The sequence below is a fragment of the Sphingomonas sp. GW821-FHT04B01 genome, assembly GCF_059420425.1.
In genome coordinates, this window is the sequence record NZ_JBWKTR010000002.1 from 219,704 (window position 1) to 246,207 (window position 26,504).

General features: G+C 68.3%; 23 protein-coding genes. 13 read left to right on the top strand and 10 right to left on the bottom strand.

What is annotated here, in order from left to right; translation table 11 throughout:
* Positions 1-22 precede the first annotated feature (22 nt).
* Positions 23-1,213: a class I SAM-dependent methyltransferase gene (locus tag AC07UH_RS07290; RefSeq protein ID WP_495180313.1), complete on the top strand. Its 1,191-nt coding sequence runs from the start codon at positions 23-25 to the stop codon at positions 1,211-1,213.
* Positions 1,214-1,362: 149 nt separating this feature from the next.
* Here the strand turns inward: AC07UH_RS07290 and AC07UH_RS07295 are convergent, their stop codons facing one another.
* Together AC07UH_RS07295 and purF are read right to left on the bottom strand one after the other, a co-directional pair.
* Positions 1,363-2,070, bottom strand: a complete 708-nt coding sequence (locus tag AC07UH_RS07295) for an SDR family NAD(P)-dependent oxidoreductase (RefSeq protein WP_038659071.1) — start codon at positions 2,068-2,070, stop codon at positions 1,363-1,365.
* A 3-nt stretch (positions 2,071-2,073) separates the two neighbouring features.
* Positions 2,074-3,531 carry an amidophosphoribosyltransferase gene (gene purF, locus AC07UH_RS07300; RefSeq protein WP_038659073.1) on the bottom strand — a complete coding sequence of 486 codons (1,458 nt, stop codon included), beginning with the start codon at positions 3,529-3,531 and terminating at the stop codon, positions 2,074-2,076.
* 124 nt (positions 3,532-3,655) lie between these two features.
* Here purF and AC07UH_RS07305 point away from each other — a divergent pair, with 124 nt between their 5' ends.
* On the top strand, positions 3,656-3,907 hold the full coding sequence (locus AC07UH_RS07305; protein ID WP_137897839.1) for a DUF7218 family protein: 252 nt from the start codon (positions 3,656-3,658) through the stop codon (positions 3,905-3,907).
* 166 nt (positions 3,908-4,073) lie between these two features.
* On the opposite strand, the gene AC07UH_RS07310 is transcribed toward AC07UH_RS07305, so the two are convergent.
* Genes AC07UH_RS07310 through AC07UH_RS07320 form a run of 3 tightly spaced genes read right to left on the bottom strand, consistent with a single transcriptional unit; the run spans position 4,074 to position 7,650 of the window.
* Positions 4,074-5,432, bottom strand: coding sequence for a cell wall hydrolase (locus AC07UH_RS07310; RefSeq protein ID WP_495180492.1), 1,359 nt, complete (start codon positions 5,430-5,432; stop codon positions 4,074-4,076).
* A 26-nt stretch (positions 5,433-5,458) separates the two neighbouring features.
* A complete protein-coding gene (gene cysK, locus AC07UH_RS07315; protein ID WP_038659080.1) occupies positions 5,459-6,379 on the bottom strand; it encodes a cysteine synthase A in 921 nt (306 codons plus the stop codon).
* On the bottom strand, positions 6,376-7,650 hold the full coding sequence (locus AC07UH_RS07320; RefSeq protein WP_495180312.1) for an MFS transporter: 1,275 nt from the start codon (positions 7,648-7,650) through the stop codon (positions 6,376-6,378). Before AC07UH_RS07320 ends, cysK begins: the two co-directional genes overlap by 4 nt.
* A gap of 107 nt (positions 7,651-7,757) precedes the next feature.
* Here AC07UH_RS07320 and hisI point away from each other — a divergent pair, with 107 nt between their 5' ends.
* The 6 genes from hisI to epsC all read left to right on the top strand — a co-directional run bounded on the left by hisI (position 7,758) and on the right by epsC (position 13,551).
* Positions 7,758-8,117 carry a phosphoribosyl-AMP cyclohydrolase gene (gene hisI / locus AC07UH_RS07325; RefSeq protein WP_495180311.1) on the top strand — a complete coding sequence of 120 codons (360 nt, stop codon included), beginning with the start codon at positions 7,758-7,760 and terminating at the stop codon, positions 8,115-8,117.
* Entirely contained in the window at positions 8,114-8,608 is a 495-nt protein-coding gene (locus AC07UH_RS07330) for a hypothetical protein (RefSeq protein WP_495180310.1), read from the top strand. Before hisI ends, AC07UH_RS07330 begins: the two co-directional genes overlap by 4 nt.
* A 37-nt stretch (positions 8,609-8,645) precedes the next feature.
* Positions 8,646-9,071, top strand: coding sequence for a MerR family transcriptional regulator (locus tag AC07UH_RS07335; RefSeq protein ID WP_038659092.1), 426 nt, complete (start codon positions 8,646-8,648; stop codon positions 9,069-9,071).
* A gap of 4 nt (positions 9,072-9,075) precedes the next feature.
* Positions 9,076-10,878: an acyl-CoA dehydrogenase C-terminal domain-containing protein gene (locus AC07UH_RS07340; RefSeq protein ID WP_495180309.1), complete on the top strand. Its 1,803-nt coding sequence runs from the start codon at positions 9,076-9,078 to the stop codon at positions 10,876-10,878.
* 316 nt (positions 10,879-11,194) lie between these two features.
* Complete coding sequence (locus tag AC07UH_RS07345) at positions 11,195-12,508, top strand: NAD(P)/FAD-dependent oxidoreductase (RefSeq protein ID WP_495180308.1); 1,314 nt, start codon at positions 11,195-11,197, stop codon at positions 12,506-12,508.
* A gap of 104 nt (positions 12,509-12,612) precedes the next feature.
* On the top strand, positions 12,613-13,551 hold the full coding sequence (epsC, locus tag AC07UH_RS07350; protein ID WP_495180307.1) for a serine O-acetyltransferase EpsC: 939 nt from the start codon (positions 12,613-12,615) through the stop codon (positions 13,549-13,551).
* On the opposite strand, the gene AC07UH_RS07355 is transcribed toward epsC, so the two are convergent.
* Together AC07UH_RS07355 and AC07UH_RS07360 are read right to left on the bottom strand one after the other, a co-directional pair.
* Positions 13,552-14,286 (bottom strand): glycosyltransferase family 2 protein, encoded by a 735-nt coding sequence (locus AC07UH_RS07355; RefSeq protein WP_495180306.1) that lies wholly within the window; start codon positions 14,284-14,286, stop codon positions 13,552-13,554.
* Between the two features lie 46 nt (positions 14,287-14,332).
* Positions 14,333-17,233 (bottom strand): TonB-dependent receptor plug domain-containing protein, encoded by a 2,901-nt coding sequence (locus AC07UH_RS07360; protein ID WP_495180305.1) that lies wholly within the window; start codon positions 17,231-17,233, stop codon positions 14,333-14,335.
* A 181-nt stretch (positions 17,234-17,414) separates the two neighbouring features.
* On the opposite strand from AC07UH_RS07360, the gene AC07UH_RS07365 reads away from it, so the two are divergent.
* From AC07UH_RS07365 to AC07UH_RS07375, 3 genes are read left to right on the top strand one after another with little or no spacing between them, the layout of a single operon-like run.
* Positions 17,415-18,683: an extracellular solute-binding protein gene (locus tag AC07UH_RS07365; RefSeq protein WP_495180304.1), complete on the top strand. Its 1,269-nt coding sequence runs from the start codon at positions 17,415-17,417 to the stop codon at positions 18,681-18,683.
* Entirely contained in the window at positions 18,680-19,561 is an 882-nt protein-coding gene (locus AC07UH_RS07370; protein ID WP_495180303.1) for a carbohydrate ABC transporter permease, read from the top strand. Before AC07UH_RS07365 ends, AC07UH_RS07370 begins: the two co-directional genes overlap by 4 nt.
* Positions 19,552-20,403, top strand: coding sequence for a carbohydrate ABC transporter permease (locus tag AC07UH_RS07375; RefSeq protein ID WP_495180302.1), 852 nt, complete (start codon positions 19,552-19,554; stop codon positions 20,401-20,403). The genes AC07UH_RS07370 and AC07UH_RS07375 overlap by 10 nt, the downstream gene beginning before the upstream one ends.
* On the opposite strand, the gene AC07UH_RS07380 is transcribed toward AC07UH_RS07375, so the two are convergent.
* The gene (locus AC07UH_RS07380) at positions 20,364-21,473 is read right to left on the bottom strand and encodes an ABC transporter ATP-binding protein (RefSeq protein ID WP_495180301.1); all 1,110 of its coding nucleotides are present in this window, start codon (positions 21,471-21,473) and stop codon (positions 20,364-20,366) included. The two genes, AC07UH_RS07375 and AC07UH_RS07380, sit on opposite strands and share 40 nt — an antisense overlap.
* A gap of 134 nt (positions 21,474-21,607) precedes the next feature.
* On the opposite strand from AC07UH_RS07380, the gene AC07UH_RS07385 reads away from it, so the two are divergent.
* Positions 21,608-21,793: a hypothetical protein gene (locus AC07UH_RS07385; protein ID WP_137897828.1), complete on the top strand. Its 186-nt coding sequence runs from the start codon at positions 21,608-21,610 to the stop codon at positions 21,791-21,793.
* Between the two features lie 145 nt (positions 21,794-21,938).
* Here AC07UH_RS07385 and AC07UH_RS07390 read toward each other — a convergent pair whose 3' ends face one another.
* Complete coding sequence (locus AC07UH_RS07390; RefSeq protein ID WP_495180300.1) at positions 21,939-22,940, bottom strand: ATP-grasp fold amidoligase family protein; 1,002 nt, start codon at positions 22,938-22,940, stop codon at positions 21,939-21,941.
* 222 nt (positions 22,941-23,162) lie between these two features.
* Between AC07UH_RS07390 and AC07UH_RS07395 the strand changes: the two genes are divergently transcribed.
* Positions 23,163-25,367 carry a TonB-dependent siderophore receptor gene (locus AC07UH_RS07395; RefSeq protein ID WP_495180299.1) on the top strand — a complete coding sequence of 735 codons (2,205 nt, stop codon included), beginning with the start codon at positions 23,163-23,165 and terminating at the stop codon, positions 25,365-25,367.
* Positions 25,368-25,456: 89 nt separating this feature from the next.
* Here the strand turns inward: AC07UH_RS07395 and ftrA are convergent, their stop codons facing one another.
* Entirely contained in the window at positions 25,457-26,455 is a 999-nt protein-coding gene (gene ftrA / locus AC07UH_RS07400) for a transcriptional regulator FtrA (protein ID WP_495180298.1), read from the bottom strand.
* Positions 26,456-26,504: the final 49 nt, after the last annotated feature.

Consider the following 26,504-nt stretch of genomic DNA (forward strand, 5'->3'; position numbering starts at 1 on the left):
CTGCGGCATGAGCGCCCGCGACATGGCTGCGGACACATTCCAGACACGCGCGCTCGCCCCGATCTTCCACCGTTTGCTCGACCGGATCGATGCCGGGCTGGCGAGCGGCGGCATCGAGGCGCGACTGCCCGACGGCACCCACCGGCTGCTCGGCGGACGAAAGCCGGGGCCGGTGCCGATCGTCACCCTTCACCGCTGGCGCGCGCTGGTCCGGCTGGCGACGGGCGGTTCGGTCGGCTGGTATCGCGCGTGGCGCGACGGCGACTGGTCGAGCCCCGACCCGGTGCCGCTGTTCGATCTCTTCATGCGCAATCGGGTCGACCTCGCCGATTTGGCCAGAGCGGGCGGCGGATCGAAGCTGCTGCTCCGCCTGTGGCATCGGCTGCGCCGCAACGACAAGCAGGGTTCGCGGCGCAACATCGCCGACCATTACGACCTCGGCAACGACTTCTACCGCGAATGGCTCGATCCCGGCCTGACCTATTCGAGCGGGATCTTTACGAGCGGTGACACGCTCGAGCGCGCGCAGGACCGCAAGCTCGCCGCGATCCTCGATCGCACCGGCACGGCGCCGGGCGACACGATCCTCGAGATCGGCTGTGGCTGGGGGTCGTTCGCCGCCACCGCGGCGGCGGGCGGGCGGCGCGTCCATGCGCTGACGCTCTCGACCGAGCAGAAGGCGGCGGTCGATGCGCGGAACCTGCCGGGGGTTACGGTAGCCCTGACCGACTATCGCGACGTCAGCGGCCAGTTCGACGCGGTGGCGAGCATCGAGATGGTCGAGGCGGTCGGGCAGGATTACTGGCCGGCCTATTGCGACACGCTGGCGCGGGTGCTCAAGCCTGGCGGGCGCGCAGCGCTGCAATATATCAGCATCGCCGACGACGTGTTCGACCGCTATGCGGCCAGCGTCGATTTCATCCAGCGCTACATCTTCCCCGGCGGCATGCTGCTGTCCGAAAGCCGCTTTCGCACGCTATGCGAGGCGCGGGGACTGGCGTGGACCGACCCCTACAGCTTCGGCCTTGATTACGCCCAGACGCTACGCCACTGGCGCGAGCGGTTCGAGAATGCCGACAAGGCCGGGCGCCTGCCCGAACGGCTCGACGCGCGCTTCCGCGATCTGTGGCGCTATTATCTGATGTATTGCGAAGGCGGCTTCCGCGGCCGCGGCATCGACGTCGCACAGGTGACGCTGGTGAAGCGCAAGTAAATTCCCCCCTCGCGCTAGCGGGGGAGGGGGACCGCCCGGCCTAGCCGGGTGGTGGAGGGGGCGTTGCCGCATACGCTGAGCGGACCGTATCCTCCCCCTCCGTCAGGCCTTCGGCCTGCCACCTCCCCCTGGCGGGGGAGGACTTGGAGTCACCCCACCCGTTCGCGGTGTCCGGCCTCGAAGCCCGCCACCGCCAGCGCGACGATCCGGTCCGCCACCGTCTCGGGCGGCTTGACCGACTCGGGCGCCTCGCCCGGATAGGCGCGCGCGCGCATCTTGGTCCGGGTCGCGCCGGGGTCGACGATCGCGGTGCGGATCTGGCTGATGTCGGCGGTCTCGTCGCCATAGGCGCCGAGCATCGTCTCGAACGCCGCCTTCGACGCGCCATAGGCACCCCAATAGGCGCGCGGATTGCGCCCGACGCTGGAGGTTAGACCGATCACCTTGCCCGCCGCCGCCTTGCGCAGCATCGGGTCGAACGCCTGGATCATCGCCACCTGCGCGCTGACGTTGAGCGTCAGCACCTGCGCCAGTTCCTTGGCGTCGATCGCCGGCACCGCGGCGAGGCTGCCGAGCATCGCGGCATTGAGCACCAGCACGTCGAGCGCCTGCCAGCGCTCGCCGACCGCCGCGGCGAGCCGCGCGATACTGTCGGTCTGCGTCAGGTCGAGCGGTGCGATCGTCGCCGAGCCGCCGGCGTCGAAGATCGTTTCCTCGACCGCCTCCAGATCCTTGGCGGTGCGCGCCGTCAGCACGACATGCGCGCCCGCCGCGCCCAGCGCGATCGCGGTGGCGGCGCCGATGCCGCGGCTCGCGCCGGTGACCAGCGCGAGTTGGTTCGCAAGCGGTCTGGCCATGCCTTAGTTGACCCGCTCCGCCAGCATCGCGAACTGGTCGACCGCGACGCTGTCGTCCTGATCGGTCAGTGTCGTCGGATAGTCGCCGGTGAAGCAGGCGTCGCAATATTTCGGCCGGATGTCGGCGCGCTTCGCCTCGCCCAGCGCCTTGTAGAGACCGTCGATCGAGACGAACGACAGGCTGTCGGCGTGGATGAAATCGGTCATCCCGCCGAGGTCGAGCTTGGCGGCGAGCAATTTGGCACGCTCGGGCGTGTCGACGCCATAGAAGCAGCTATGCCGCGTCGGCGGGCTGGCGATGCGCATATGCACCTCGGCCGCGCCGGCATCGCGCATCATCTGCACGATCTTGAGGCTGGTGGTGCCGCGCACGATCGAATCGTCGACGAGGATGATCCGTTTGCCCTTGATCAGCGCGCGATTGGCATTGTGCTTCAGCTTGACGCCGAGGTGGCGGACCTTGTCGCCCGGCTGGATGAAGGTGCGGCCGACGTAATGCGAGCGGATGATGCCGAGCTCGAACGGAATGCCCGATTGCTGCGCATAGCCGATCGCCGCCGGCACGCCCGAATCAGGCACCGGAATGACGAGGTCGGCCTCGACCGGCGTCTCGATCGCGAGCTGTGCGCCGATCTCCTTGCGCACCGTATAGACCGACTGGTCGCCGGCGATCGAATCGGGGCGGCTGAAATAGACCCATTCGAAGATGCACGGCCGCGGCGCCATCGGCGCGAACGGGCGAATCGACCGAATCTCGCCGTTCTGGACGATCACCAGCTCGCCCGGCTCGACCTGCCGTTCGAAGGTCGCGCCGCAGACGTCGAGCGCCACCGTTTCGGAGGCGAAGATCACCGCGCCGTCGAGCTTGCCCATCACCAGCGGCCGGATGCCGAGCGGGTCGCGGCAGGCGATCATCCCCTCGGGTGTCATCACGACGAGGCTGTAGGCGCCCTCGATTTGCTTCAGCGCGTCGATGAAGCGGTCGAGCAGGGTGCGATAGTTGGAGGTCGCGACGAGATGGATGATCGTCTCGGTGTCGCTGGTCGACTGGAAGATCGAGCCGCGCCGGATCAGCTCGCGCCGCAGCTTCATCGCGTTGGAAATATTGCCGTTATGCGCGACGGCGAAGCCGCCGCTGGCGAGTTCGGCATAGAGCGGCTGGACGTTGCGCAGCGCCGTCTCGCCGGTCGTCGAATAGCGGACGTGGCCGACCGCATAATCGCCGGGCAGCGCGCGGATCACGTCGTCGCGGTCGAAATTGCCCGCGACATGGCCCATCGCGCGATGGGTGTGGAAGTGATGGCCATCGAAGCTGCTGATGCCAGCCGCCTCCTGGCCGCGGTGCTGCAGTGCGTGCAGGCCGAGCGCGACGAGCGCCGCGGCGCTGTCGCTGCCGGATACACCGAATACGCCGCACTCTTCGCGCAGCTTGTCGTCTTCAAACGGATGGGTCGTCAGCATGGTGGCGGGGGCTCACATCGTGCGGGTGGCCATATAGGAACGCATTCCGCGTTTGTCGCGTATTTGTAATGCGCAAAACGAACCGATTGTCGCGATGCGCGTTTCGGGCGCGAAGGAGAGGGTGATGGCCAAGGACCATGGCGCGCAGATCAAGGACGACGCGCTCTACGAGGAGCTGCTGAAACAGGGCAATTCCAAGGAGAAGGCGGCGCGGATCGCCAATGCCAAGGCGGCCGGCACGCTCGATCATCCCGGCGGGAAACTGGAGGACCGCAGCAAGGCGGACCTGCTGAAGGAAGCACGCGAGATCGGCATCGAGGGCCGTTCGAAGATGGACGGGGCGGCGCTTGCGAAGGCGATCCGCGGCCACAAATAGGCGCTGCGGTTCCAAACCGCGCCTCGACCACCCGTCACCCCGGACTCGTTCCGGGGTCCACTGGGCCGCAGGGGAATGGTATCCCCTCAAGCCGCGCTCCTCGCCGCGGAGTGGACCCCGGAACAAGTCCGGGGTGACGGGGTGGCTGACAGGGCGTCGACGACGCTTACCGCTCGCTCGTCATCGGAAGGCGACGCGCGGAAGACGAAGCCGACGGGAAGGCGGACGCTGGCCGTTTTGCGCCGGTGGCTTCCTGCACCTCGTTACCGCGGGCTACCGTATCCCCCTTACGCCGCACGCCGCCCAGTTCCGCTACCGGCGTTGCGACTGGCGTCGGCGTCACTGCCGCCACCGGCACGGCTGTCAGCAGCACCTGCTGCTTCATGCACTGCCGCCGGTCAGGCCGCGGATATTTGGCGCAATTCCATAGCGTCCGCTCCAGCCCGACATCGCGGTCGCGGATATAGCTGAACGCCATCGCCGCGACCTGATCGGCGGTCAGCGGCGCGGCGGTCGGCGTCTTTGCTGCATCGCTCCACGCCGAGAAGCGGCACGCCTTGCGCTCGCCGCACGCCTTGGCGGCGATCGTCGGATACAATTCGGGCTGCACGCCCCACGGCAAGGTCACGAAGAAACTGTCGCCATCGGCCGCCGAGGCGGTGAACGGCGCCGTCTCGCCCTCCACGCCGTCCGGCGCGATCAGTCCGAGTGCCGCCGACGCCTCGAGCAATACCGCATCCGCATCCGCCTCCGCAAGCGCGCCGCCCATCTTGTGCGCGTCGGAGATCGGCGCGAGCTGCGCGATCACCGGCTCGCTCGAACTCACCTGCCGGTTGAACGCGGGCGGCGTCCCCCACCAGCCGGTCCAGCGGAAGAACAGATGGCTGTGCACCGCAACGACCTTGTCGAGGCTCGCCTGCCAATAGGGCACCACCCAGTCGGTGTGGTAATGCGTCGCATAGCCGACCGGGCGATAGACCGCGCCGCCCAGCGCCATCGTCGCCACCTCGCGTGCCCGCCGCCAGGCGTCGGCGGTCGGCGTCCAGCGGGTCAGCGCATGGTCGCAGGCGAAGCTGAACTGGCAGCCTGTGCTGCGCTCCTGCCCCTCGAAGATCACGCCGCAGACGGTCTTGGGGAAGGCGGGATGGCGCAGCCGGTTGAGCACCACCTGCGCGACCGCGCGCTCGCCTTCGGTATCGTCGCCCGCCTCGTAGAGCACGCCCGCCGCCATACAGTCGGTCGCCCGCGCGCGATCCTCCGCGCCGCCGGCGAAGCGGAACGGCCGCGCCGCCGGATTGGGCAAATCGGAGAAGGGTACGCCGGCGTTGAACGCCTTGGCGTCCTCCGGCGTCAGATCGATGAACGTCACCGGTTCGACCGGCGGCAGTTCGGCGGGCGGCACGACTCGCCGTTGCAGCACGACACGCTTGTGCGGCTGCGGCATCGCGGGCGGATGGGTGACGACGAGGGCGGGGACGGCGACCGCGACGATCGCAGTCGCCGCCAGCACCGCGCGCAGCCACATCGGGCTGCGCGCCTGGGAAGGAACCGTCACTGTTCGGGCAGGAAGTCCGGCACCGACAGATAGCGCTCGCCCGTGTCATAGTTGAAGCCGAGCACGCGGACGCCGTCCGGCAGATCGGGCAGCTTCTGGAGGATCGCGGCGAGCGTCGCGCCCGACGAGATGCCGACGAGGATACCCTCTTCGGTCGCCGAGCGGCGCGCCATGTCCTTGGCGACCGCGGCGTCGACCTCGATCACCCCGTCGAGCGCCTGCGTGTGCAGGTTGCGCGGGATGAAGCCGGCGCCGATCCCCTGGATCGGATGCGGCCCCGGCTGGCCGCCGGCGATGACCGGCGAGGCGGCGGGTTCGACCGCGAAGACCTTGAGGTTCGGCCAATGCTTTTTCAGCGTCTCGGCGACGCCGGTGATATGGCCGCCGGTGCCGACGCCGGTGATGATGACGTCGATCGGCGAGTCGCGGAAATCGTTGAGGATCTCCTGCGCCGTCGTGCGGGTGTGGACATCGATGTTGGCGCCGTTTTCGAATTGCTGCGGCATCCACGCGCCCGGCGTCGCATGGACCAACTCGATCGCGCGCTCGATCGCCCCCTTCATCCCCTTCTCGCGCGGAGTCAGGTCGAAGGTCGCGCCATAAGCGAGCATCAGCCGCCGCCGCTCGAGCGACATCGATTCGGGCATGACGAGGACGAGCTTGTAGCCCTTGACCGCTGCGACCATGGCGAGGCCGACGCCGGTGTTGCCGCTGGTCGGCTCGATGATCGTGCCGCCGGGCTTGAGGTCGCCATTGGCTTCCGCCGCCTCGATCATCGCCAGCGCGATGCGATCCTTGATCGAGCCGCCGGGATTGGAGCGTTCGGATTTGATCCAGACTTCCGAATCGGGAAACAGCTTGGCGACGCGGATGTGCGGCGTGTTGCCGATCGTTTCCAGGATGGTGTTGGCCTTCATGGCTTGGCTTCTCCGTGCTGCGGTTCGATCTGTAACATGTCTGGCGGGTCGAAGGTCCGTGCGGCGCGCAGTTCGGGGAACAGCCGCGCCCAGAGCAGGGTGACGACGATCGCCGCGATCCCGCCGAACGCGACCGCGCCGACCGGACCCAGCAGCGACGCCATCAGCCCGCTTTCCGCCTCGCCCAGTTCGTTCGATGCCGAGATGGTGAGCTGCGACACCGCGCTCACCCGGCCGCGCATCTCGTCCGGCGTGTGGAGCTGGATCAGCGACTGGCGGACGTAGACCGACACCATGTCGGCGCCGCCCGCGACGATCAGCGCGGCGAGGCTGAGCGGGAAGGACGTCGACAGGCCGAAGGTCAGCACCGCCACGGCGAAGACGACCACCGCGATCAGCATCTTGGTGCCGACGTTGCTGTCCATCGGCCGTACCGAGAACCACACCGCGGTCACCGCCGCACCGATCCCCATGCCCGCGGCGAGCACGCCCAGCCCCTGCGCGCCGACGTGCAGGATATCGCGGGCGTAGATCGGCAGCAGCGCGGTCGCGCCGGCGAGCAGCACGACGAACAGGTCGAGCGTGATCGTTGCCAGCACCAGCCGGTTGTTGCGGACGTACTGGAAACCGTCGAGGATGCGGGTGAGCGGGTGTTTGTCGGTCTGCGCCGGCGGCTGCGGCACCGGCCCGATCAGGAACATCGTCGCCAGCGCCAGTACGAACAGCCCGGTGATCGTCGCATAGGCGACGTCGGGATGGATCGCATAAAGCAGCCCGCCGACGCTTGGCCCGGCGATCGACCCCACCTGCCACGCGATCGACGAGATCGCGATCGCGGTCGGCAGGCTCTCGCGCGGCACCAGATTGGGGGCGAGCGCCGAATAGGCCGGGCCGGTGAAGGCACGCACGACGCCGATTACCACCGCCGCGAAGAACAGGGCCGGCAGCGTCAGCTCGCCGAGCCAAGTCAGCACGCCGAGGAACGCGGCGACCAGCGCGATCACCGCTGTCGTCGCGCGGACGATCCAGCGCCGGTCGACGCTGTCGGCGACGAGGCCGGTGACGGGGGTCAGCACGAACAACGGCACAAACTGCGCCGCGCCAATCATCCCGAGTAGGAACGCCGCCTGCCGCACGTCCATCGTTTCGCGGGCGAGGCCATAGACCTGCCAGCCGATGACGATCGCCAATGCGGTCTGCGCGATCGTGCCGGACAGGCGCGACAGCCAATAGCTGCGGAAATTGGCGATGCGGAAGGGGTGGGTTGCCATCTGGCGCGCAGCTTTGCCGCGTGCGCAACCGAAGGGCAACATAGTTGCGCTTTTCAGCGGATGCACGGGAGGATGACGCCGCCTCCGCACTCGCTATAGACGCTGGCATGGCCGATCCCCGCGAAACCGAACTCGTCCTCGATCCCAAATACGACGCCGCCGGGCTGATCACCGCGGTCGTCACCACCCGCGACGGCGCGCTGCTGATGGTCGCGCACATGAACGCCGAGGCGCTTGCCGCGACGCAGGCGAGCGGCGAGGCGACCTTCTGGTCGCGCAGCCGCGCGCGGCTTTGGAAGAAGGGCGAGACGTCGGGCAACGTGCTGCGCGTCGTCGAGATGCGCATCGACTGCGATCAGGATGCGCTGTGGATCATCGTCGATCCCGCCGGGCCCGCCTGCCATACCGGCGCGGCGAGCTGTTTCTACCGCCGGGTCGACGGCGATCGGTTGCAGGCGATCGGATGAGGCGCGCGCTGCTCGCGGCGCTGCTACTCGCCGGCTGCGGATCGCCGCCGCCGGCGCCGCAGGATACGCCGGGCAGCCGGTTGGAGCGCGCGGCGCTGCGTGCCGGCCTCGTCGGCGATCCCGCGCGCGCCGGCCTCGCCGGATCGTGGGCCGCCGACACCGACCGGCTCTGCATCGTCCCCGCCGGCCGCGACCTCTTCCGGATCGGCGCGTTGATCGATTACGGCGAGGGGCAGGGCTGCGCCGCTGCCGGCACCGCCCGCCGGCGCGGCCAGACCGTCGCGGTCGCCTTCGGCCCCTGCCGATTCGACGCGCATTTCGACGGCGAACGCATCGTCTTCCCCGCCGCGATGCCCGCCGATTGCGATCGGTACTGCACCGGCCGCGCCTCGCTCGATTCGCTGACCGTCGAGCGGCTCAGCGGCGCAGTGGCCGAGGCGGCGACGCTGCGCGCGCCGTCTGGAAAACGGCTGTGCAGCGCAGGTGAGTAGGTTGACGTTGACGTAAACGTGACGTAACGAATCGGCCATGGCCTCGTCACCCGCTTATGCCGTGATCGAACATCGCCACGATCGCGACTCCTTCACGATTTCCGATCTGTGCGAAGAGTTCGGCGTCACCGCGCGGGCGCTGCGCTTCTATGAGGACGAGGGGCTGATCGCGCCCGAGCGGCGCGGTACCCAGCGCATCTACTCGCATCGCGACCGCGCGCGGCTCGCCTGGATCCTGCGCGGCAAGCGCGTCGGCTTCAGCCTCGGCGAGATCCGCGAGATGATCGACCTCTACGATCTCGACGACGGCCGCCGTCTCCAGCGGCAGGTGTCGATCGACCGCTGCCGCGCACGGATCGAACTGCTCGAACGCCAGAAGCACGACATCGACGCCGCGATCGCCGAGCTCACCGAATTCGTGGCGGTCGTCGAGGCCGTCCATATCGCCGACACACAAGGATAATCGGATGCCCCAGTATACGCCCCCCGTCCGCGACACGCGTTTCATCCTCGAGCATGTCGTCGGCCTGCAGAAATACGCCAATCTGCCCGGCTTCGACGCCGCCACCCCCGACGTGGTCGAGGCGGTGCTTGAGGAGGGCGGCCGCTTCGTCGCCGAGGTGCTGTTCCCGCTCAACCAGTCGGGCGATCTGGAAGGCTGCACCCGGAACGAGGACGGCAGCGTCACCACCCCCGCCGGCTTCAAGGACGCCTATAACCAGTACGTCGAGAGCGGCTGGGCGACGCTCGGCAACGCGCCGGAATATGGCGGGCAGGGCATGCCGCACGTCGTGTCGATCGCCTTCCAGGAATATATGATCTCGTCGAACATGGCCTTCGCCATGTATCCCGGCCTGACCCACGGCGCGATCGCGGCCTTGGTCGCCAAGGGCAGCCCCGAGCAGCAGCAGATGTACGTCCCCAAGATGGTGTCGGGCGAGTGGGGCGGCACGATGAACCTCACCGAGCCGCAATGCGGCACCGACCTCGGCCTGATCCGCACCAAGGCGGAGCCGCAGGCGGACGGTTCCTATGCGATCACCGGCACCAAGATCTTCATCTCGGCGGGCGAGCACGACCTCACCGACAACATCATCCATCTTGTGCTGGCCAAGACGCCGGGCGCGCCCGACAGTTCGAAGGGCATCTCGCTGTTCGTGGTGCCCAAGGTGCTGGTCAACGCCGACGGCAGCCTCGGCGAGCGCAACGCGGTCACCTGCGGCTCGATCGAGCACAAGATGGGCATCCACGCCAATTCGACCTGCGTGATGAACTATGACGGCGCCAAGGGCTGGCTGGTCGGCGAGGAGATGAAGGGTCTCGCCGCGATGTTCATCATGATGAACGCGGCACGGCTCGGCGTCGGCCTGCAAGGGCTCGGCATCGCCGAGGTCGCCTATCAGAATGCCGTCCAGTACGCCGGGGATCGTCGTCAGGGCCGCGCGCTGACCGGGCCGAAGCAGCCCGAGGAAAAGGCGGACACCTTGTTCGTCCATCCCGACATCCGCCGCATGCTGATGGAGGCCAAGGCGTGGACCGAGGGGCTGCGTGCGCTCTGCCTGTGGGGTGCGTTGCAGGTCGATCTGGAGCATCATGCCGGCACCGATGCCGAGCGCGAGATGGCGGGCGACCTGATCGGCCTGCTCACGCCGGTCATCAAGGGCGTCGGCACCGACAAGGGCTATGAGGTCGCGACCAACGCGCAGCAGGTCTATGGCGGCCACGGCTACATCGCCGAATGGGGCATGGAGCAATATGTCCGCGATGCCCGGATCGCGATGATCTACGAGGGCACCAACGGCGTGCAGGCGATGGACCTCGTCGGCCGCAAGCTCGCGCTGAAGGGCGGTCGTGCGGTGCAGGCGCTGTTCAAGATCGTCGCCGAGGAAACCGCGGCGGCCGAAGCCGTCGAGGCGACCGCGGGGATCGCCACCGCGCTCAAGAAGGCGCTCGGCGAGCTGCAGGCCGCGACGATGTGGTTCATGGCGAACGGCATGAAGAACCCGGAGAACGTCGGTGCCGGGGCGGTGCCGTACATGCATCTGATGGGGATCGTGGCCACCGGCCTGATGTGGCTGCGCATGGCGAAGGCGGCCGCCGAGCTGAAGGTTGCGGGCGAGGGCGACCCGGCGTTCCTCGACGCCAAGCTGGTCACCGCCCGCTTCTTCGCCGAGCGGATCGCGCCCGACGCGGGCGCGCTGCGCCGCAAGATCGAGGGTGGCGCGGAGAGCCTGATAGCGCTGCCGCCGGAAATGTTCCGCGCGGCGTGATCCGCGGGGGTGCCGGCGGTTGGCGCGGCAGTCCTGCGATAGTCGCCAAGGTACGCAAGAGCTGTACCCCGGCGGAGGCCGGGGTACAGCGACGCTTCATTGAGATCTTTCGCTTCCCGTGATGACGGCATGGGTGAGGGCCTGACGCAAAGGGTGGGCCGGGCGGCCGAGATTTACCCAATAGGTCCCGGCACGGTATACTGTGCCGCAAGACGATCAGATCGGCCGCCGCTAGGTCCGCCGATCGGAAACGAGGGGATGCCGTAACCAACGCGCGAGCGGCGCCCGCCCGCGTGTTCGATGCGGAGACGAAGCCATGACGTCCAAGACCCAGATCGTCATCGTCGGCGGTGGTGCGGCGGGCCTCGAACTCGCCACCCGGCTCGGTGCGCGCTACGGTCGCAAGGCGCACGACATCATCGTCGTCGATCGCAACCGCACGCATATCTGGAAGCCGCTGCTGCACGAGGTGGCGACCGGCTCGCTCGACGCCAACATGGACGAAGTCGGCTATCGCAGCCATTGCCATCGCTGGGGCTACCGCTTCTTCTACGGGACGCTGCGCGCGATCGACCGGACCGCACGGCAGGTCCATCTGGCGCCGGTGTACGACGATCAGGGTCGCGAGGTGATCGCCGCGCATGCGATCCGCTACGATTATCTGGTGCTCGCCTATGGCTCGGTGACCAACGATTTCGGCACGGCCGGCGTGGCGGAGAATTGCACCTTCCTCGACAGCCGAGCGCAGGCCGACCGCTTCCGCGACCGGCTGCTTGATCATTGCCTGCGCGTCTCGCGGACGATGACCGCCGATCCCGCCAGCGACGCGCACGTCCGCATCGCCATCGTCGGCGGCGGTGCCACCGGGGTCGAGCTGGCCGCGGAACTGTTCAACGCCGCCGCGGCGCTCGGCCATTACGGGCTGGAGGTGTTCGACGAGAGCCGGCTCGCGGTGACGCTGATCGAGGCGGGTCCGCGCATCCTTCCCGCTTTGCCCGAGCGGCTCGCCGATGCCGCGCGCGGCGAGCTGGAGGCGCTCGGCGTCCGCGTGCTCATCGACACGCCGGTGATCGCGGCGGACCGCGACGGCCTGACCACCGGCAGCGGCGACCGGATCGACGCCGACCTGATGGTCTGGGCGGCGGGGGTGAAGGCGGTGCCGATCGCCGACGGGCTCGACGGGCTCGACCTCGCCCGCGGCGGGCAGGTGGTGGTGACGCCGACGTTGCAGAGCGTCAACGACGATCGCATCTTCGCGATCGGCGATTGTGCGGCGTGCCGGCTGCCGGACAGCGACCGCCCGGTGCCACCACGGGCGCAGGCGGCGCATCAGATGGCTGCGGCGGTGTTCGTCAACCTCAAGCGGCAGATGGCGGGCAGGCCGTTGCGGCCGTTCGTCTACCGGGATCACGGCTCGCTGGTGTCACTGAGCCGCTTTTCTACCGTCGGCACGCTGATGGGCAATCTGGTCGGCGGCAAGCTGGCGATCGAGGGGCGGCTGGCGCGGTTCGTCTATCTGTCGCTGTACCGCATGCATCTGATCGCCATCCACGGCTGGATCAAGGGCTGCGCGCTGATCGTGATCGGCCACGTCAACCGCATCGTCCGGCCGCGGCTCAAGCTGCACTGATCCTGGCGGGCGCTGATATCCAGCCTTTGCGCGGGGCAAATCAAGCTGCTTTGCCAAGGCGCTGCGCTCCGCCCAGATGACGGGCCGCAGCAAGGATCGAAACCATGGTTGAGCTCAGCGCCGACGAATATCCGTCGATCGCCTTCCCGCAGGAGATCGACGTCGTCGTCGAGCAATTGCAGCGCGCCCGCATCGCCTGGCGCACCGCGCACCCGCACAACGACGAACGCGGCAGCCGCTTCCCCTCGCGTCAGGCGCTCAAGCGGATCACCGGAGAGCTCGGCACCGCCTTGTTCCCGTTGCGGCTCGGCCCATCGGAGCTGACCGCCGCCAACGAAAATGCGTTCATCGCCGCCTCGCTCGAATCGACGCTGGCGCAGCTCGCCGCGCAGATCGACCTCGAACTGGGCTATAGCGGCAGCGAGGGCGACGTCCGTGCGACGGCGCTGCGCGCCGAGCGGCTGATCGGGGCCTTTGCCGCCGGCCTGCCCGAGATCCGCCGCATCCTCGATAGCGACGTGGAAGCCGCTTATGCCGCCGATCCCGCGGCGCGCAGCGTCGACGAGGTGCTGGTCGCCTATCCGTCGTTCACCGCGATCATCCATCATCGCATCGCGCATTTGCTGTATCGCCTCGGCGCGCCGCTGGTCGCGCGCCTGATCGCCGAGATCGCGCACGCCGGTACCGGCATCGACATCCATCCCGCCGCGCGGATCGGCCGGCGGTTCTTCATCGATCACGGCACCGGCGTGGTGATCGGCGAGACCGCGATCCTCGGCGATCGCGTCCGCCTGTACCAGGGTGTCACGCTGGGTGGCGACCCCGATCTATTCGGCGACAAATCGGGCGCGCCGCGCCATCCGATCGTCGCCGACGATGTGGTGATCCACGCCAATGCGACGATCGTCGGCCGGGTGACGATTGGCGCGCGCTCGCGCATCGGCGGCGGCGTCTGGCTGCGCCAGGACGTGCCGGCGGACACGCTGGTCGAGGCGCCGGCGCCGCTGTTCCGCGCCTTGCCGATCCCCGCCGCAACGGGTTGATCAGGCGGTCAGCGCCATCAGATAGGGGTGCGCGAGGACGCGGTCGGCGTTGCGTGCGCCGATCGCGGTGTCGTTGACCAGCCGGCTGCCCGCGACGGTGCGATAGAGCGCCACGCACGCGTCGATCCGGGCGAAGCGCGCGCCCGCCGCGGCGGTCCGGGTGTAGAAGTCCCAGTCGTTGCAATTGTGGAAGCTGGGGTCGAATCCCCCGACCTGCGCCACCATCGCGCGGCGGACGATCGACCAGCTCGGCCCGATGACGCCGCCGCTGGCCAGGCCGCGACGGATGCAGCCGCCGTCCCAGCCGCATTCGGGCGCTTGCGGCGCGCCGTCACCCTCGACGCGGGCGAAATGGCCGACGACGATGTCGTGCAGTCCGCCCGCGGTGCCGTCGAGCAGCGCCCGCGCCGCGCCGGGCAGCCAGACGTCGTCGCTGTCGAGGAAGGCGATCCAGTCGGACCGGGCGGCACCCGCGCCGGTGTTGCGCGCCTGCGATGCGCCGACGTTGCGCGGCAGCACGATCGCATCGACCGAGGGATGCGCCGCGGCGAGGCCGCGGATTACCGCCGCGCTGTCGTCGGACGAGCCGTCGTCGACGACGATCACGCGGGCGGGCGGATGGTCCTGCGCCAGCACGCTGGCGACGGCATCGGCCACGACATGGGCACGGTTGTGGCAGGGAATGACGACGTCATAGGTCGCGAGCGGCGCGAACAGTAGCGGAACATGGAGCATCGCCGCTCCATGCCAGTTTCCGCCGCGCGATCAAGCGTCGGGCGGCTCAGCTGCCGCCGAACCGCATCTTCGCGCCCGCATAGAGATAGCGGCCGACCGGCGAGATCGGCACGTTGGTCTGGAATCCGATATCGGGCTTCTGTTCGGTCAGGTTGTTGACCCCGCCGTAGAAGGCGAAATCGCGGGCGACCTCGATCTGCGCCTGCACGTCGTGCTGCCACAGCGCCTTGTAGCGGAAATAGCGGGGATCGATGAGATTGGCGTTGCCGTCGCTCTCGAAGCGGCTGAAGCGGCGCACGCCGTTCTGCCAGCGCAGATTGTAGCTCAGGGTCAGCGGCCCGTCGCTCCACGTCGGCGACAGCGTCGCGTTCCAGCGCGGGCGGAAGATCTGGTCGACGTTGTTCTCGACCTCGGCGCCCGGCGTCGCGACCTGTTCGAGCGTGTTGAGATAGCCACCGACCAGCCGCACGTCGAAGGTCCCGGCGCCGGTGGTGCGGAAGCGATAGGCGACGTTGAGCTCGGCGCCCGAGGTGCGGAAGGCGGAGACGTTCTGCGGCGTGATCGTATAGCCGTTGATGAAGCCGCTGCCGGTGCGCCGGCTGATCTGCCCGCAGAACGGATTGGCGAGCGTCGGCTGGTCGACGCAGAGCGCAGCGATGCTGTTGGCGGCATCGCCATTGGGGTTGTTGATCGCGTCGCGCAGGCGGATGTCGTACCAGTCGACGCCGATCGACAGGCCGGGGACGACATCGGGGCGCAGCACGACGCCCGCGGTCCACGTCCGCGCCACCTCCGCCTTCAGATCGGGATTGCCCGACACCGAACCGGGGATGAAGATCGCAGCATCGGGATTGTTCGCCGCGGTGAAGGTCGCCGGATTGCCGCCCAGCCCGCTGATCAGCGCGACGCAATTGGCGGCGCGCGACGCGCTGCCGAGATTGCGGTTGCCGACGTAGCACGGGTCGGAAAAAAAGGCGCTCGACCCGGTCGTCGGGCGGAACAACTCGCCGATATTGGGCGCGCGTACCGAACGCCCGTAGGAGCCGCGGAAGCTGATCGCGCGGATCGGCGCCCAGATGCCGTTGAACTGATAGGCTTTTGTCGAACCGACCGTCGAATAGTCGGAATAGCGTCCCGCCGCGCCGACGGAGAGCAGGTGGAAGAACGGCCGGTCCTTGAGCAGCGGCGCGTTGAGCTCGCCGAACGCCTCCCACACGTCGAAACGGCCGCGCGACGCGGTCGGGATGATATATTCGTCATATTGGTAGAAGGCATTGTCGACGAGCGACTGCGCGGGCGTGAAGCGGCTCGACTCGCGCCGGTATTCGCCGCCCGCGGCGAAGGCGATCGGGCCGCCGGGCAGCTCGAAGAACCGGCCGAAGTCGCCGGTCAGCGCGGCATTGACGACATGCTGGGTGATCCGCGCGTTGCTCACCGGATTGTCGAGATAATAAGCGTAGGAGGCGGGATCGACGGTGGCCCCGCCGAAGGTGTTGACCGGTATGCAGCCCGCCGCCTGAGCGGCGGCCGATCGGCAGACGATCGTGCCGCCGGGGCCGCGTACCGCGTCGAGCGCTTCGAGGAAGCGCGTGTTCACCCGGTCGTTAAGCTTGGTCGCGCGGACGTCGGTCTGGCCGTAGGTGTAGGAGACGTCGTAGCTGGCATGGTCGTTCAACCGCCCGGCGACGTCGACGACACCGCGATAGGTGCGGCGGCGATCGGTCTCGCCGCGACGGGGGATGTCGAAATTGTTGCGGTTGACGTCGATCGAGGTCAGGCCGGCCGCGCGCGCCGCGGTGAGGATGGTCGCGGGGATGAACGGATTGTCGAGCGCGATCGTCGCCGGATAATTGCCGCCATAGCCGCTGAAGCTGGTGATCGTCGACTGGACGAACTTACCTTCGAGGCTGACCTTGAACGCGTCCGATGCGTCGTAATGCGCGAGCGCGTTGACCGCGTGGCGACGGGTGCGCGGGAAGATGTCGCCGATATAGCCCGCCACCGGCGTATCGTCGCCGCCGATGCTGTAGCCGTCGTTCTGCAGGACGCGGCCCGGCGTGTAGATCGCGCCGTCGCCGCGGAACGTCTGGTCGCCGATGTAGATGATGCCCTGGTTCGAACTATAGGGATAGCGCAGGTCTCCGAGCGGTGCCTTCTGGTAGCTGCCCGCCTGGCCGGGGACATAGCCATCGACATTAACGAAATACTGGCGTTGCGCGGCGGTGAGGTAGGAACGGTCGTCGTTGGCGAGCGGTTCGTCGGCGTTATATTCGTAGGCGAGCGTGACGTTGCCACGGCCATCGGCGAAATTGTGTCCCGCGACGATCGACGCGAAGCGGTTGGCGGCATCGCCGCGGTCGGAGATGCCGAATTGCGAACGCGCCGAAATGCCGTCGAAGTCGCGCTTCATCACGAAATTGACGACGCCGGACACGCCGTCGGCACCGTAGACGGCCGAAGCGGCGCCGGTCAGCACGTCGACGCGGTCGATCAGGTCGGTCGGGATCGCGTTGATGTCGACCGCGGCGGTGTCGGGCTGCCCCGCGACGTGGCGGCGGCCGTTGACCAGTACCAGCGTGCGGTTGGGGCCGAGCCCGCGCAGGTCGAGCAGGTTGAGGCCGACCTGGCCGAAGCTGCCGTCCGCCTGGTTGCTGCCCGCGGTTCGCGTGCTGTCGAGCGAGTTGGTCAGCGCCGGCACGCGCTGAAGGAAGGTGGTGACGTTGGTGTTGCCCGATTGCTGCAGGTCGGCCGCGCCGAACGACACGATCGGATTGGGCGCGGCATAATCGGGGCGCTGGATGCGCGATCCGGTGACGATGATGTCGTCGGCCGGTGCGTCGGCGGCAGGCTCGTCCGGGGGTGCGGCGGTCTGTGCCTGCGCGAGCGGCGCAAGGAAGAGCGCCGCACCTGACAATAGGCAGCGGCTGCGGTGAATGCGGCGCGACATGATGATCCCCCTGTGTGCCGGCTCGGTTTCGGCCGGCGTTCTGTTGTCGCGATCCTTACCGGCATCGCCCGGCGGTTCAATCGCCGCCGCGGCCACGTAGTAGATAAAACAGTCGACATATGAACGATTTAATCGATCGTATGGGTGGTGCCCCGGCAGCGGATGCGGCATCGTCGCCGCGATGGGAGAGGGCAGCACGGACGTCGCATGGACGCGCAGGTCCGCCCTCGGGCTGATCCCGGCGCTGGCGCTCGCCGGCTGTGCGGGGCCGGGCGGAACAGAAGCGCCGCTGTCGATGTGGGCGATGAGCTATGAAGGTGACTATTCGCCGCTGCTGATGCCCGCCTTCACCGCCGCGACGGGCGTCCCGGTCGAGGTCCAGTCGCTGCCGACCACCGCGAGCCACGAGAAACTGCTCACCGCCTTCGCCGGCGGGGCGATGCCCGACGTGTTGATGCTGTTCAACGGCTGGGTGCAGGAGTTCGCCACGATCGGCGCGATCGCGCCACTGCCGTCGCCCGACCTCGTCGACGACATGTTTCCCGGCGTGCTGGCGGCGACGCGTTTCGCGGGGCGGGACTATGCGGTGCCGTGGTCGGTCGCGCCGCAGGTGCAATTCTACCGCCGCGATATTCTCGGCGAGGCCGGCTATGACAGCCCGCCCGAGGACTGGGATGGCTGGCGGGCGATGGCGCGCGCGATCAAGCGCCGCCGGCCGGACGATTACGTCTTCCTCATGCTGCTCAACTGGCCCAACGGGCTCATCACGATGCTGTCGCAGGCCGGCGCGACGATGCTGCGCGATCGCAACACGCGCGGCGCCTTCCAGACCCCCGAGGCACGCGCCGCCTTCGCCTATTACGTCTCGCTCTACACCGATGGTTACGCGCCGATGGCGCTGTCGACCGAGGTGCAGGACCCCGTCGCTGCCTTCGCCACCGGCTATTGCGCGGTCTGGCCGAGCGGTCCGACGACGCTCAAGGATTTCGCCCGCCGTGCCGATCTGCTCCCGCGCGCGCGCTGGGCGACTGCGCGGCTGCCGGGACCGCACGGCGCCGGTCCGGTGTCGGGACTGAGCGCCAGCCTGTGCGTCTCGACACAGAGCAAGCGCCCACGCGAGGCCTGGGCCCTGGTCCGCCATCTGACCTCGATCGAGAGCGAATTGCGCTACCAGCGGCTGATCGGCAATCTGCCCGCCCGCGTCGGCGCCTGGACCGCCCCGCAACTCGCCGCCCCGGTGCTGCGCCCGTTCGCCGACCAGATGCGCCAGCCCGCCGCCGCCCCGCCGGTGATCGAATGGGAGCAGATCCAGACCGAGGTGCAGTTCGCCGCCGAGCGGATCGTCCGCGGCGTCCAGTCGATGGACGAGGCGTTGGCGGCGCTCGACCGCAGGGTAGACGGGCTGCTCGCCAAACGCCGCGCATTGGTCGAGGCGGGTCGGATCGCATGACCCGGCAGGAGCGGACCGGCTGGCTGTTCACCGCGCCGGTGCTGGCGATCATCGCGCTCGTCTTCGTACTGCCGACCGCGCTCGCGCTGGCGTTGTCGGTCACCGATTATTCGATCTACGCGCTCGCTGATTGGTCGAACCTGCATTTTGTCGGCCTCGGCAATTTCACCGGTCTGCTGTCGACGCCGTTGTTCTGGCGCGCGCTCGGCAACACCCTGCTGTTCGCCGCGCTCGGCGTGCCGATGGCGATCGGCACCTCGCTCTTCGTCGCACTGCTGCTCAACGATGCGACGGTGCGGTGGAAGCCGCTGTGGCGCGTGCTGCTGTTCGCGCCTTATGTGACCAGCGTCGTCGCGACCGCGGTGGTATGGCGTATCCTGTTCAACCAGCGCTTCGGCCTGATCAACCGCGCGCTCGCCGCCGTCGGCATCGCGCCGGTCGACTGGCTCGGCGACCCGCATGTGTCGATCCCCGCGATCCTGCTGTTCGTGACCTGGAAGATCTTCGGCTACAACATGATCGTCTTCACCGCCGCGCTGTCGGCGGTGCCGGGCGACCTGATCGAGGCGGCGCGGCTCGACGGGGCGGGGCGGTGGGGCCGCTTCCGGCACGTCACCCTGCCGGCGATCGGCCCGACGCTGCTGCTGGCGACGGTGATGAGCGTCGCCGGTTTCCTGCAGATCTTCGCCGAACCCTATGTGATGACGCTCGGCGGCCCGGCGCAGAGCACGACGACGGTGCTCTACTTCATGTTCGACGAGGGTTTCAAATGGTGGAACCTCGGGCAGGCGAGCGCGGTCGCGTTCGTGCTGTTCCTGATGATCCTCGCGGTGACGATCGCGCAGACGCGGATCGGAAGGCGCCACGAATGGCTGTGACGCGGCTGCGCACGATCGTCTCGACCGGCGCGGTGGCGGCGCTGACCGCGCTCACCATCGCGCCGCTGGCCTATATGGTCGTCGTCTCGTTCATGCCGCGCGGCGAATCGACCACCCTGCCGACGCCGCTGTGGCCGTCGCATTGGTCGGGCGAGAATTATTACGAGCTGCTGGTCCGGCGATCGATCGACGGCGCCTGGTTCGACTATCGCATCGTGCCGGCGCTGGTGAACAGTCTGGGGATCGCGGCGGTCTCGACGCTGCTCGGGCTGCTGCTGACCGTTCCGGCGGGCTATGCCTTCGCCAAGCTGCGCTTCCGCGGGCGGGCGCGGCTGCTCCAGCTGCTGATCGCGTCGCTGGTCGTGCCGGGGCAGGTGGCGATGCTGCCCTTGTTCCTGATCTTCAGGGAGCTGGGGCTGGTCAACAGCTATGCCGGCGTGATCCTGCCCAGCCTCGCCGGCATCTTCGCGATCCTGTTCGTCCGCCAGGCGACGCTCGCCATCCCCGACGAGATGATCGACGCGGCGCGGATCGACGGCGCGGGCGAGACGCGGATCTTCGTCAGCATCGTGCTGCCGCTGCTCACCCCGATCGTCGTCACGCTGGCGCTGTTCCTGTTCCTGGGGAGCTGGAACGATTTCCTGTGGCCGCTGATCGTGCTCGCCGACCAGCATCTCTACACCCTGCCGGTGGCGATCGCCGCGATCGGGCGGGAGCATGCCGCGGACGGCGAATTGATGATGGCGGCGGCGGTGGTGGCGACGATGCCGGTGCTGCTGCTGTTTCTCGCGCTCCAGCGTTATTATCTGACCGGACTGCTCGGCGGCAGCGTCAAGGGGTAGGCGCGGCCGTCCGCGGCGAACAGATGCGTGTCCGCCGCGGCGACGTCGAAGCGCAGCGTCTCGCCGAGCGTCACCGCGCGATCCCCGGGCAGTTGCGCGACGATCGTGCCGATCGCCCCCTGCGCGCCGAGATGCGCGAACGACAGCGGCCCGAGCCGCTCGAACAGCTCGACCACGCCGGCGAAGGCGCCATCCGCGGCCGCGACGAGATGCTCGGGCCGCACGCCCAGGGTCGCGGCGCCACCCACCGCATCGGCGGGGACGCGGGCGGCGGTGCGCACCGTGGCGCCCCCGGGCAGACGAACCGCGGCGCCGTCCTCGCCGGCCTGGGCGATCGTCACCGGCAGCAGGTTCATCCCCGGCGAGCCGATCGCCGCGGCGACGGCGAGGCTGGCGGGGCGGCGATAGACGTCGAGCGGCGCGCCGACCTGCTCGACGCGCCCCTCGCTCATCACGACGATGCGGTTGGCGAGCGTCATCGCCTCCAGTTGGTCGTGCGTGACGTAGATCATCGTCGTACCGAGCTGCTGGTGCAGCCGGGCAAATTCGTGCCGCATCCGCGCGCGCAGCGCGGTGTCGAGGTTGGACAGCGGCTCGTCGAGCAACAGCACGCGCGGCCGACGCACCACCGCCCGCGCGATCGACACGCGCTGGCGCTGGCCGCCGGACAGCGCGCGGGGGCGCCGGTCGAGCAGGTCGGAAAGATCGAGCATCGCCGCCACCGCCGCCACCCGTTCGGCGATCTCGCGCTTGGCGACGCCGGCGACCTTCAGCGGAAAGGCGATATTCTGCGCGACCGTCATCTGCGGATAGAGCGCATAGGATTGGAAGACCATCGCGACGCCGCGTTCGGACGGTGGCGCATGGGTGACGTCGCGCCCGTCGATCGCGACGTGCCCGCCGCTGGGGTCTTCGAGCCCGGCGATCATCCGCAGCAGCGTCGACTTGCCGCATCCCGACGGGCCGACCAGCACGAGGAATTCGCCGTCCTCGACGACGAGGTCGGTCGGCTGCAGCACGGTCACGCCGCCGAAGCCTTTGGTCAGTCCTGATATTTCGACGCTGGCCACGCTCGTCTCCCGATGCTCGGTCCTGCGAGGCGGCGGTGGCCGCTGTCAAACCAAAGTTACGGCCCCAGGTTGGCGGAATCGTGCGGGCCGCGCCGCGCTTGTGCGAATCGTCGGCGGGTGGCTAGGCTGGCGGCATGACCGAAGATGCAGCGACCCACCGGTTGGGCGAAGCCCTGAACCATCTCCACGCGTTCGCCGCGACCTTCGACGCGGGCGCGTATGTCGACGAGGCGAGCGCGCTGACCGCCGCCGACCTCCGCCTCATCCTCGACACGCTGGAGCAGGTCCACGGCATCGTGAAGGCGGCACCGGGCCTGTGAAGCGGCGCCACGCCGGGATCGATCTCGGCGCGACGGTCGCCACCGTGCTCTTCCTGGTGGGCTTCGGCGGCATGATCTACGCGTTGGGGGCGAAGATCGGGCTGTTCTGACGCGTACGCCGGCGCCGGGATAGCCGTTCGAGCGGTCAGGCCCGTCCGTCGCCAGCCAGCGCCGCCATCACGATCCCGCTATAGACGCGGTGCGTCGCATTCTCGGCATGATCGCCCACCGCCGCCGGCGCGATGCCGAGCGACGCCGCCGGGGTGAAGGTCAGTTCGCCGAAATAGATGCCGTCGCTGCCGTCGTAGAGATCGACGCGGACGAATTCGAACGGCGCGGACAGGGCGCGGGCCGCCGCCATCATCGCCGCGATCCGCTCGGCGGTGGGCAGCGCATGGCCGGCGGGCGGCGCCAGCCCGTCGTCGCGGTCCATCGGCTCGAAGCTCGGGACGCGATAGAGCCGGCTCCACGGCCGGCCGAAGCGGCTGTGATCGACCTGGCAGACCAGCGGCTGCCCGCGCACGCAATGGAATTTGTAATCGTCGGGCGATGTCCCCGCGGCGCTCGGGACCAGCGCCTCGACGATGATCTTCCGCGGCAGCCGCCAATATTGCATCTCCCGCAGGATCGACGCGTAATCGGCCTGCGCCAGCCAGAACAAGCGCCGCAGGTCCTCCGGCCCGGTGACGTCGCGCAGAAAGACGGTGCCGCCGCTGGCATGCGTCGGCTTGGCGATCGTCGCGGTGCCGACGAAGGGATGCAGCCGATCGAACAGCGCCTCCGGCGACGGTACGTCGTCCATCGCCACCACCAGCCGCGTCTCCGGCACGCGCAGGCCCGGTGACAGCCGCTGCGCTTCCCGTTTCGCGGTCTCCTTGTCGACGAAGGCGCGTTCGAGCGGCGTCCAGCGCGGATCGATCATCCGGTCGAAGATCACGTCGTTGATCGTCGAGCGCGGGTCGGCGGCGGGCAGGGGCCATCGCCCGAAGCGGCGCCGGAAATGCGGACCGGCGATGACATGGTTGAACGCGCGCGTCATCGGCGCGGCGGCATCGAACGCCACACCGTCGGCGGCCTGGCAGGCGTCGTCATCGGCCGCGGGCGTATCCGCAACGCGGCAGGAGACGGGCGGGCGGGTGCGATCCATCCCTTCGGGTAGCGTGGGGTTCGGGTGCAGGCAATCGCCACGACGGCGGACGCCCATATGCTCCGGCCACAAGCCATTAACAATAAGACATGGTTCAGCAATTGATATTGCTAGTGACTCGCAACAACGATGCCGTTAGGTCGCCGGCATCGAAGGGGAAGTGAAGTGATTTATCTGGGCGTTCTACTCGCAGGCGTGGCTTCGGTGAATGGTGCCGCGCCCATGCCGGCCTCGTCGGCCAAGGCCGAACCCGTCGCGGCTGGCGCTGCCGATCCGCAGCGAGATGACGAGATCCTCGTCGTCGGCAAGAGCTATGGCCGCGGCGTCGGCAAGACCGTCACGCCGCTCAAGGACACGCCCAACACGATCACCGTCGTCGACCGCGAACAGATCGAGGCGCAGAACCTCTTCACGCTCGAAGACGCGCTGACCGCGACCAACGGCATCACCGTCAACGGCGTCGGCAGCGAGGACCCGTCGTTCCTCTCGCGCGGCTTCGCGATCAACAACTATCTGATCGACGGCGTCCCGACGCTGTCGGTCAACTTTCCCTCGGCGGTGCCCGATCTGTTCTTCTACGACCGGCTCGAGGTGCTGCGGGGGCCGGCCGGGCTGTTCAGCGGCTCGGGCAATCCCGCCGGCAGCATCAATCTCGTGCGCAAGCGGCCGCTCGATACCGCCCGGATGCAGGCGAGCGCCGGCTACGGCAGCTACGACAATCTCCGCCTGGAACTCGACGTCTCGACCCCGGTCGGCGGCGTCGCCGCGCTCCGCGCCGGCGTCATGGCGCAGGATCAAAACCAGTTCTTCGACACGGCGCATCGCAACCGGCTCGACGCCTTCGCCGTGGGTACGCTGGAGATCGGTTCGCGGACGACGCTGACCGCGGGCGCGAATTACGATCGCTTCCGCCCGGCGGTCCAGTCCGGCCTGCCCGGCTATGCCGGCGGTGCCGACGGCAGCGACGGGCGTCTGCTCGACGTGCGGCGCTCGACCTATCTGGGCGCCGACTGGAACCGCTTCGATGCGAAGACCTGGTCGGGCTTCGTCGAGCTGGCGCATCGCGTCTCCGATCGCTGGACGTTGCGCGCGACCGGGCTCTACACCGATGTCGACCGCGTCGACGTCTACAGCTATATCGGCGCGCAGCCGGTGACGCCGGCCAACCGCGGCCTCACCAACCAGATCGCCTATCGCGGCGACAGCAAGCAGCAGACGCGGTCGTTCGACGTCAACGGCATCGGCAGCTTCCCGCTGTTTGGGCGCGACCAGACGCTGATCCTCGGCGCCGATTACCAGGCGAGTGCCGGCACCTCTTATTTCACCCGCCTGTCGAATTATGCGCGGATCGACGTCTTCAATCCCGTCTCGCCGGCCGAGCCGCCGCTCGATCCCTATGGCCCGCTGCCGCCCTATCCGGTGCAGGGCACCGCGGGGATCTGCACGCCGGTGCAGACGCCGCCGCAATGCGTCACGCAGGTCTATGGCGGATCGGTCACCCACCTCGAACAATATGGCCTGTATGGCCAGATGCGGCTCAGCCCGCTCGCCGGGCTGACGCTGATCGGCGGCGGAAGGCTGACCTGGTTCGATACCGACACGCGCACGGTGTTGCCGACCCCGGGGGCCCGCACCGGCTATACGATCGACAACCGCTTCACGCCTTATGCCGGATTGGTCTGGGACGTGACCCGCCACCTCAACCTCTACGCCAGCTATGCCGACAGTTTCACGCCGCAGGCGCAGCCGGTCGGTCGCCAGCGCGGCGACGGCGGCAGTATCGAGCCGATGGTCGGCGAGCAGTTTGAGGCAGGCAGCAAGGTCTCGCTGATGCACGACCGGCTGTTGCTCTCCGCCGCGGCCTATCAGATCACGCAGCGTAACCGGCTGTTCAACGACCCCGTCGACGCCAATCTCTACTACCAGCTCGGCAAGGTACGCGCGCGCGGCATCGAGCTGGAGGCGACGGGCGAGATCCTGCCGGGCTGGCGGATCAACGGCGGCTACAGCTACACGCGCACCAAGTTGTTGGAGGACATCAACCCGGCGCTGGAGGGCACATCGCTGGTCCCGGTGATCCCCCGCCACATGGGCAAGGTGTTCACCAATTACGCGCCGACAAACGGCATGCTGGCCGGCGCCAGCATCGGCGGCGGCCTGACCGTCTTCGGGGCGACCTCCGGCGGCACGCGGTCGTCGATCGCCGCCAACGGCACGCGCGTGCTGTCCACCCTGGTTCGACAGGGCAGCTACGCCGTGCTCGACCTGCGCGCGGGCTACAAGCTCACCGAGCAGCTCGGCGTGTCGATCAACGTCAACAACGTGCTCGATCGCACCTATTACGCACGCATCTTCTCGACCGCGCGCGGGAATTACTACGGCAGTCCCCGCACGGTATTCGCGACCTTGCGCTACACGCTGGGATAAGGCGTGTTGGATGTCGCGACGGCGCCGGCGATTGCCTCTGCTGGCGACGTCTGTCGATCGCGGCATTCGATCCGGCGAAAGCGGGGCATCTAGGCACCAACGCTCGAAAACTGCTGACGATAGGCGGTCGGGCTCGTGCCCAGCCTCGTGCGGAAATGATGCCGCAGGGTCTCCGCGGAGCCGAAGCCGCTGCCCTGTGCCACCCGCTCGATCGACACGCGGGTCGTCTCCAGGAGCAATCTGGCGCGTTCGAGCCTGAGGCTGAGCAACCACTCGCCCGGCGTCGTGCCGGTCGTGTCGTGAAACCGGCGAAGAAAGGTTCGTCGGCTCATGCAGGCTTCGGCTGCCAGGGCATCGATATCGACATCGACATCGATCCGGCTTCGCAGCGTATCGAGCAGCGGAGCCAAGGCGGCGTTCTCCCTGACCGGCAACGGCTGATTGACGAACTGGGCTTGTCCGCCCTGCCTGTGCGGCGGCACCACCATTCGCTGGGCGACGCGATTGGCTGCGATCGGTCCATGGTCGCGCCTGATCAGATGCAGGCAGACATCCAGTCCGGCAGCGCAGCCGGCGGACGTCAGTATATCGCCTTCATCAACATACAGAACGGCGGGCTGGACGTCGATCGCGGGATAGTGGGTCGAAAGCACCGTCGCATGGTGCCAGTGAGTGGTAGCGCGGCGACCGTCCAGCAATCCGGCGGCAGCCAATACGAAGCTGCCGGTGCAGATCGAGACAAACCGGCAGCCGCGCCGGCCAGCACGCTGCAAAGCCTCTACGAGCGCGTCCGGGACCGGCTCGTTTACGGCGCGCCAGCCGGGAACGACGATCGTCCCGGCTTCTTCGAGGAGTTCAAGCCCGCCGTCGATTGCCAGTCTTACGCCTCCGCCCGCGCGCAGCGGCGTCGCTTCCGCAGACGCAACAGCCACATCATACCATTGCTCCTCCCATCCGGGCGGCGGCGGCCCTAAGGTTTCGAGGGCAGTGCTAAATTCGAACAGGCAAAGTCCGTCATACGCCAGGATCACCACGAAGGGTCTGCAGGCCGGAGCCGACTCTGGCATGATCTTGACGATAGCTGTCATCGCTGCCGATGGCCAGCACGAGCACGCAAGCGCAAGCCATGCCCTCTTC

Bases quoted from the DNA above. Each gene is read 5' to 3' on its own strand.
- AC07UH_RS07295 (WP_038659071.1), bottom strand. From the start codon at position 2,070: ATGGCCAGACCGCTTGCGAACCAACTCGCGCTGGTCACCGGCGCGAGC.
- AC07UH_RS07360 (WP_495180305.1), bottom strand. From the start codon at position 17,233: ATGTCGCGCCGCATTCACCGCAGCCGCTGCCTATTGTCAGGTGCGGCG.
- AC07UH_RS07395 (WP_495180299.1), top strand. From the start codon at position 23,163: ATGCCGGCCTCGTCGGCCAAGGCCGAACCCGTCGCGGCTGGCGCTGCC.
- AC07UH_RS07375 (WP_495180302.1), top strand. From the start codon at position 19,552: ATGGCTGTGACGCGGCTGCGCACGATCGTCTCGACCGGCGCGGTGGCG.
- purF (WP_038659073.1), bottom strand. From the start codon at position 3,531: ATGCTGACGACCCATCCGTTTGAAGACGACAAGCTGCGCGAAGAGTGC.
- epsC (WP_495180307.1), top strand. From the start codon at position 12,613: ATGGTTGAGCTCAGCGCCGACGAATATCCGTCGATCGCCTTCCCGCAG.
- cysK (WP_038659080.1), bottom strand. From the start codon at position 6,379: ATGAAGGCCAACACCATCCTGGAAACGATCGGCAACACGCCGCACATC.
- AC07UH_RS07385 (WP_137897828.1), top strand. From the start codon at position 21,608: ATGACCGAAGATGCAGCGACCCACCGGTTGGGCGAAGCCCTGAACCAT.
- AC07UH_RS07390 (WP_495180300.1), bottom strand. From the start codon at position 22,940: ATGGATCGCACCCGCCCGCCCGTCTCCTGCCGCGTTGCGGATACGCCC.
- AC07UH_RS07330 (WP_495180310.1), top strand. From the start codon at position 8,114: ATGAGGCGCGCGCTGCTCGCGGCGCTGCTACTCGCCGGCTGCGGATCG.
- AC07UH_RS07290 (WP_495180313.1), top strand. From the start codon at position 23: ATGGCTGCGGACACATTCCAGACACGCGCGCTCGCCCCGATCTTCCAC.
- AC07UH_RS07370 (WP_495180303.1), top strand. From the start codon at position 18,680: ATGACCCGGCAGGAGCGGACCGGCTGGCTGTTCACCGCGCCGGTGCTG.
- AC07UH_RS07305 (WP_137897839.1), top strand. From the start codon at position 3,656: ATGGCCAAGGACCATGGCGCGCAGATCAAGGACGACGCGCTCTACGAG.
- AC07UH_RS07320 (WP_495180312.1), bottom strand. From the start codon at position 7,650: ATGGCAACCCACCCCTTCCGCATCGCCAATTTCCGCAGCTATTGGCTG.
- AC07UH_RS07310 (WP_495180492.1), bottom strand. From the start codon at position 5,432: ATGTGGCTGCGCGCGGTGCTGGCGGCGACTGCGATCGTCGCGGTCGCC.
- AC07UH_RS07355 (WP_495180306.1), bottom strand. From the start codon at position 14,286: ATGCTCCATGTTCCGCTACTGTTCGCGCCGCTCGCGACCTATGACGTC.
- ftrA (WP_495180298.1), bottom strand. From the start codon at position 26,455: ATGACAGCTATCGTCAAGATCATGCCAGAGTCGGCTCCGGCCTGCAGA.
- AC07UH_RS07345 (WP_495180308.1), top strand. From the start codon at position 11,195: ATGACGTCCAAGACCCAGATCGTCATCGTCGGCGGTGGTGCGGCGGGC.
- AC07UH_RS07335 (WP_038659092.1), top strand. From the start codon at position 8,646: ATGGCCTCGTCACCCGCTTATGCCGTGATCGAACATCGCCACGATCGC.
- AC07UH_RS07365 (WP_495180304.1), top strand. From the start codon at position 17,415: ATGGGAGAGGGCAGCACGGACGTCGCATGGACGCGCAGGTCCGCCCTC.
- hisI (WP_495180311.1), top strand. From the start codon at position 7,758: ATGGCCGATCCCCGCGAAACCGAACTCGTCCTCGATCCCAAATACGAC.
- AC07UH_RS07340 (WP_495180309.1), top strand. From the start codon at position 9,076: ATGCCCCAGTATACGCCCCCCGTCCGCGACACGCGTTTCATCCTCGAG.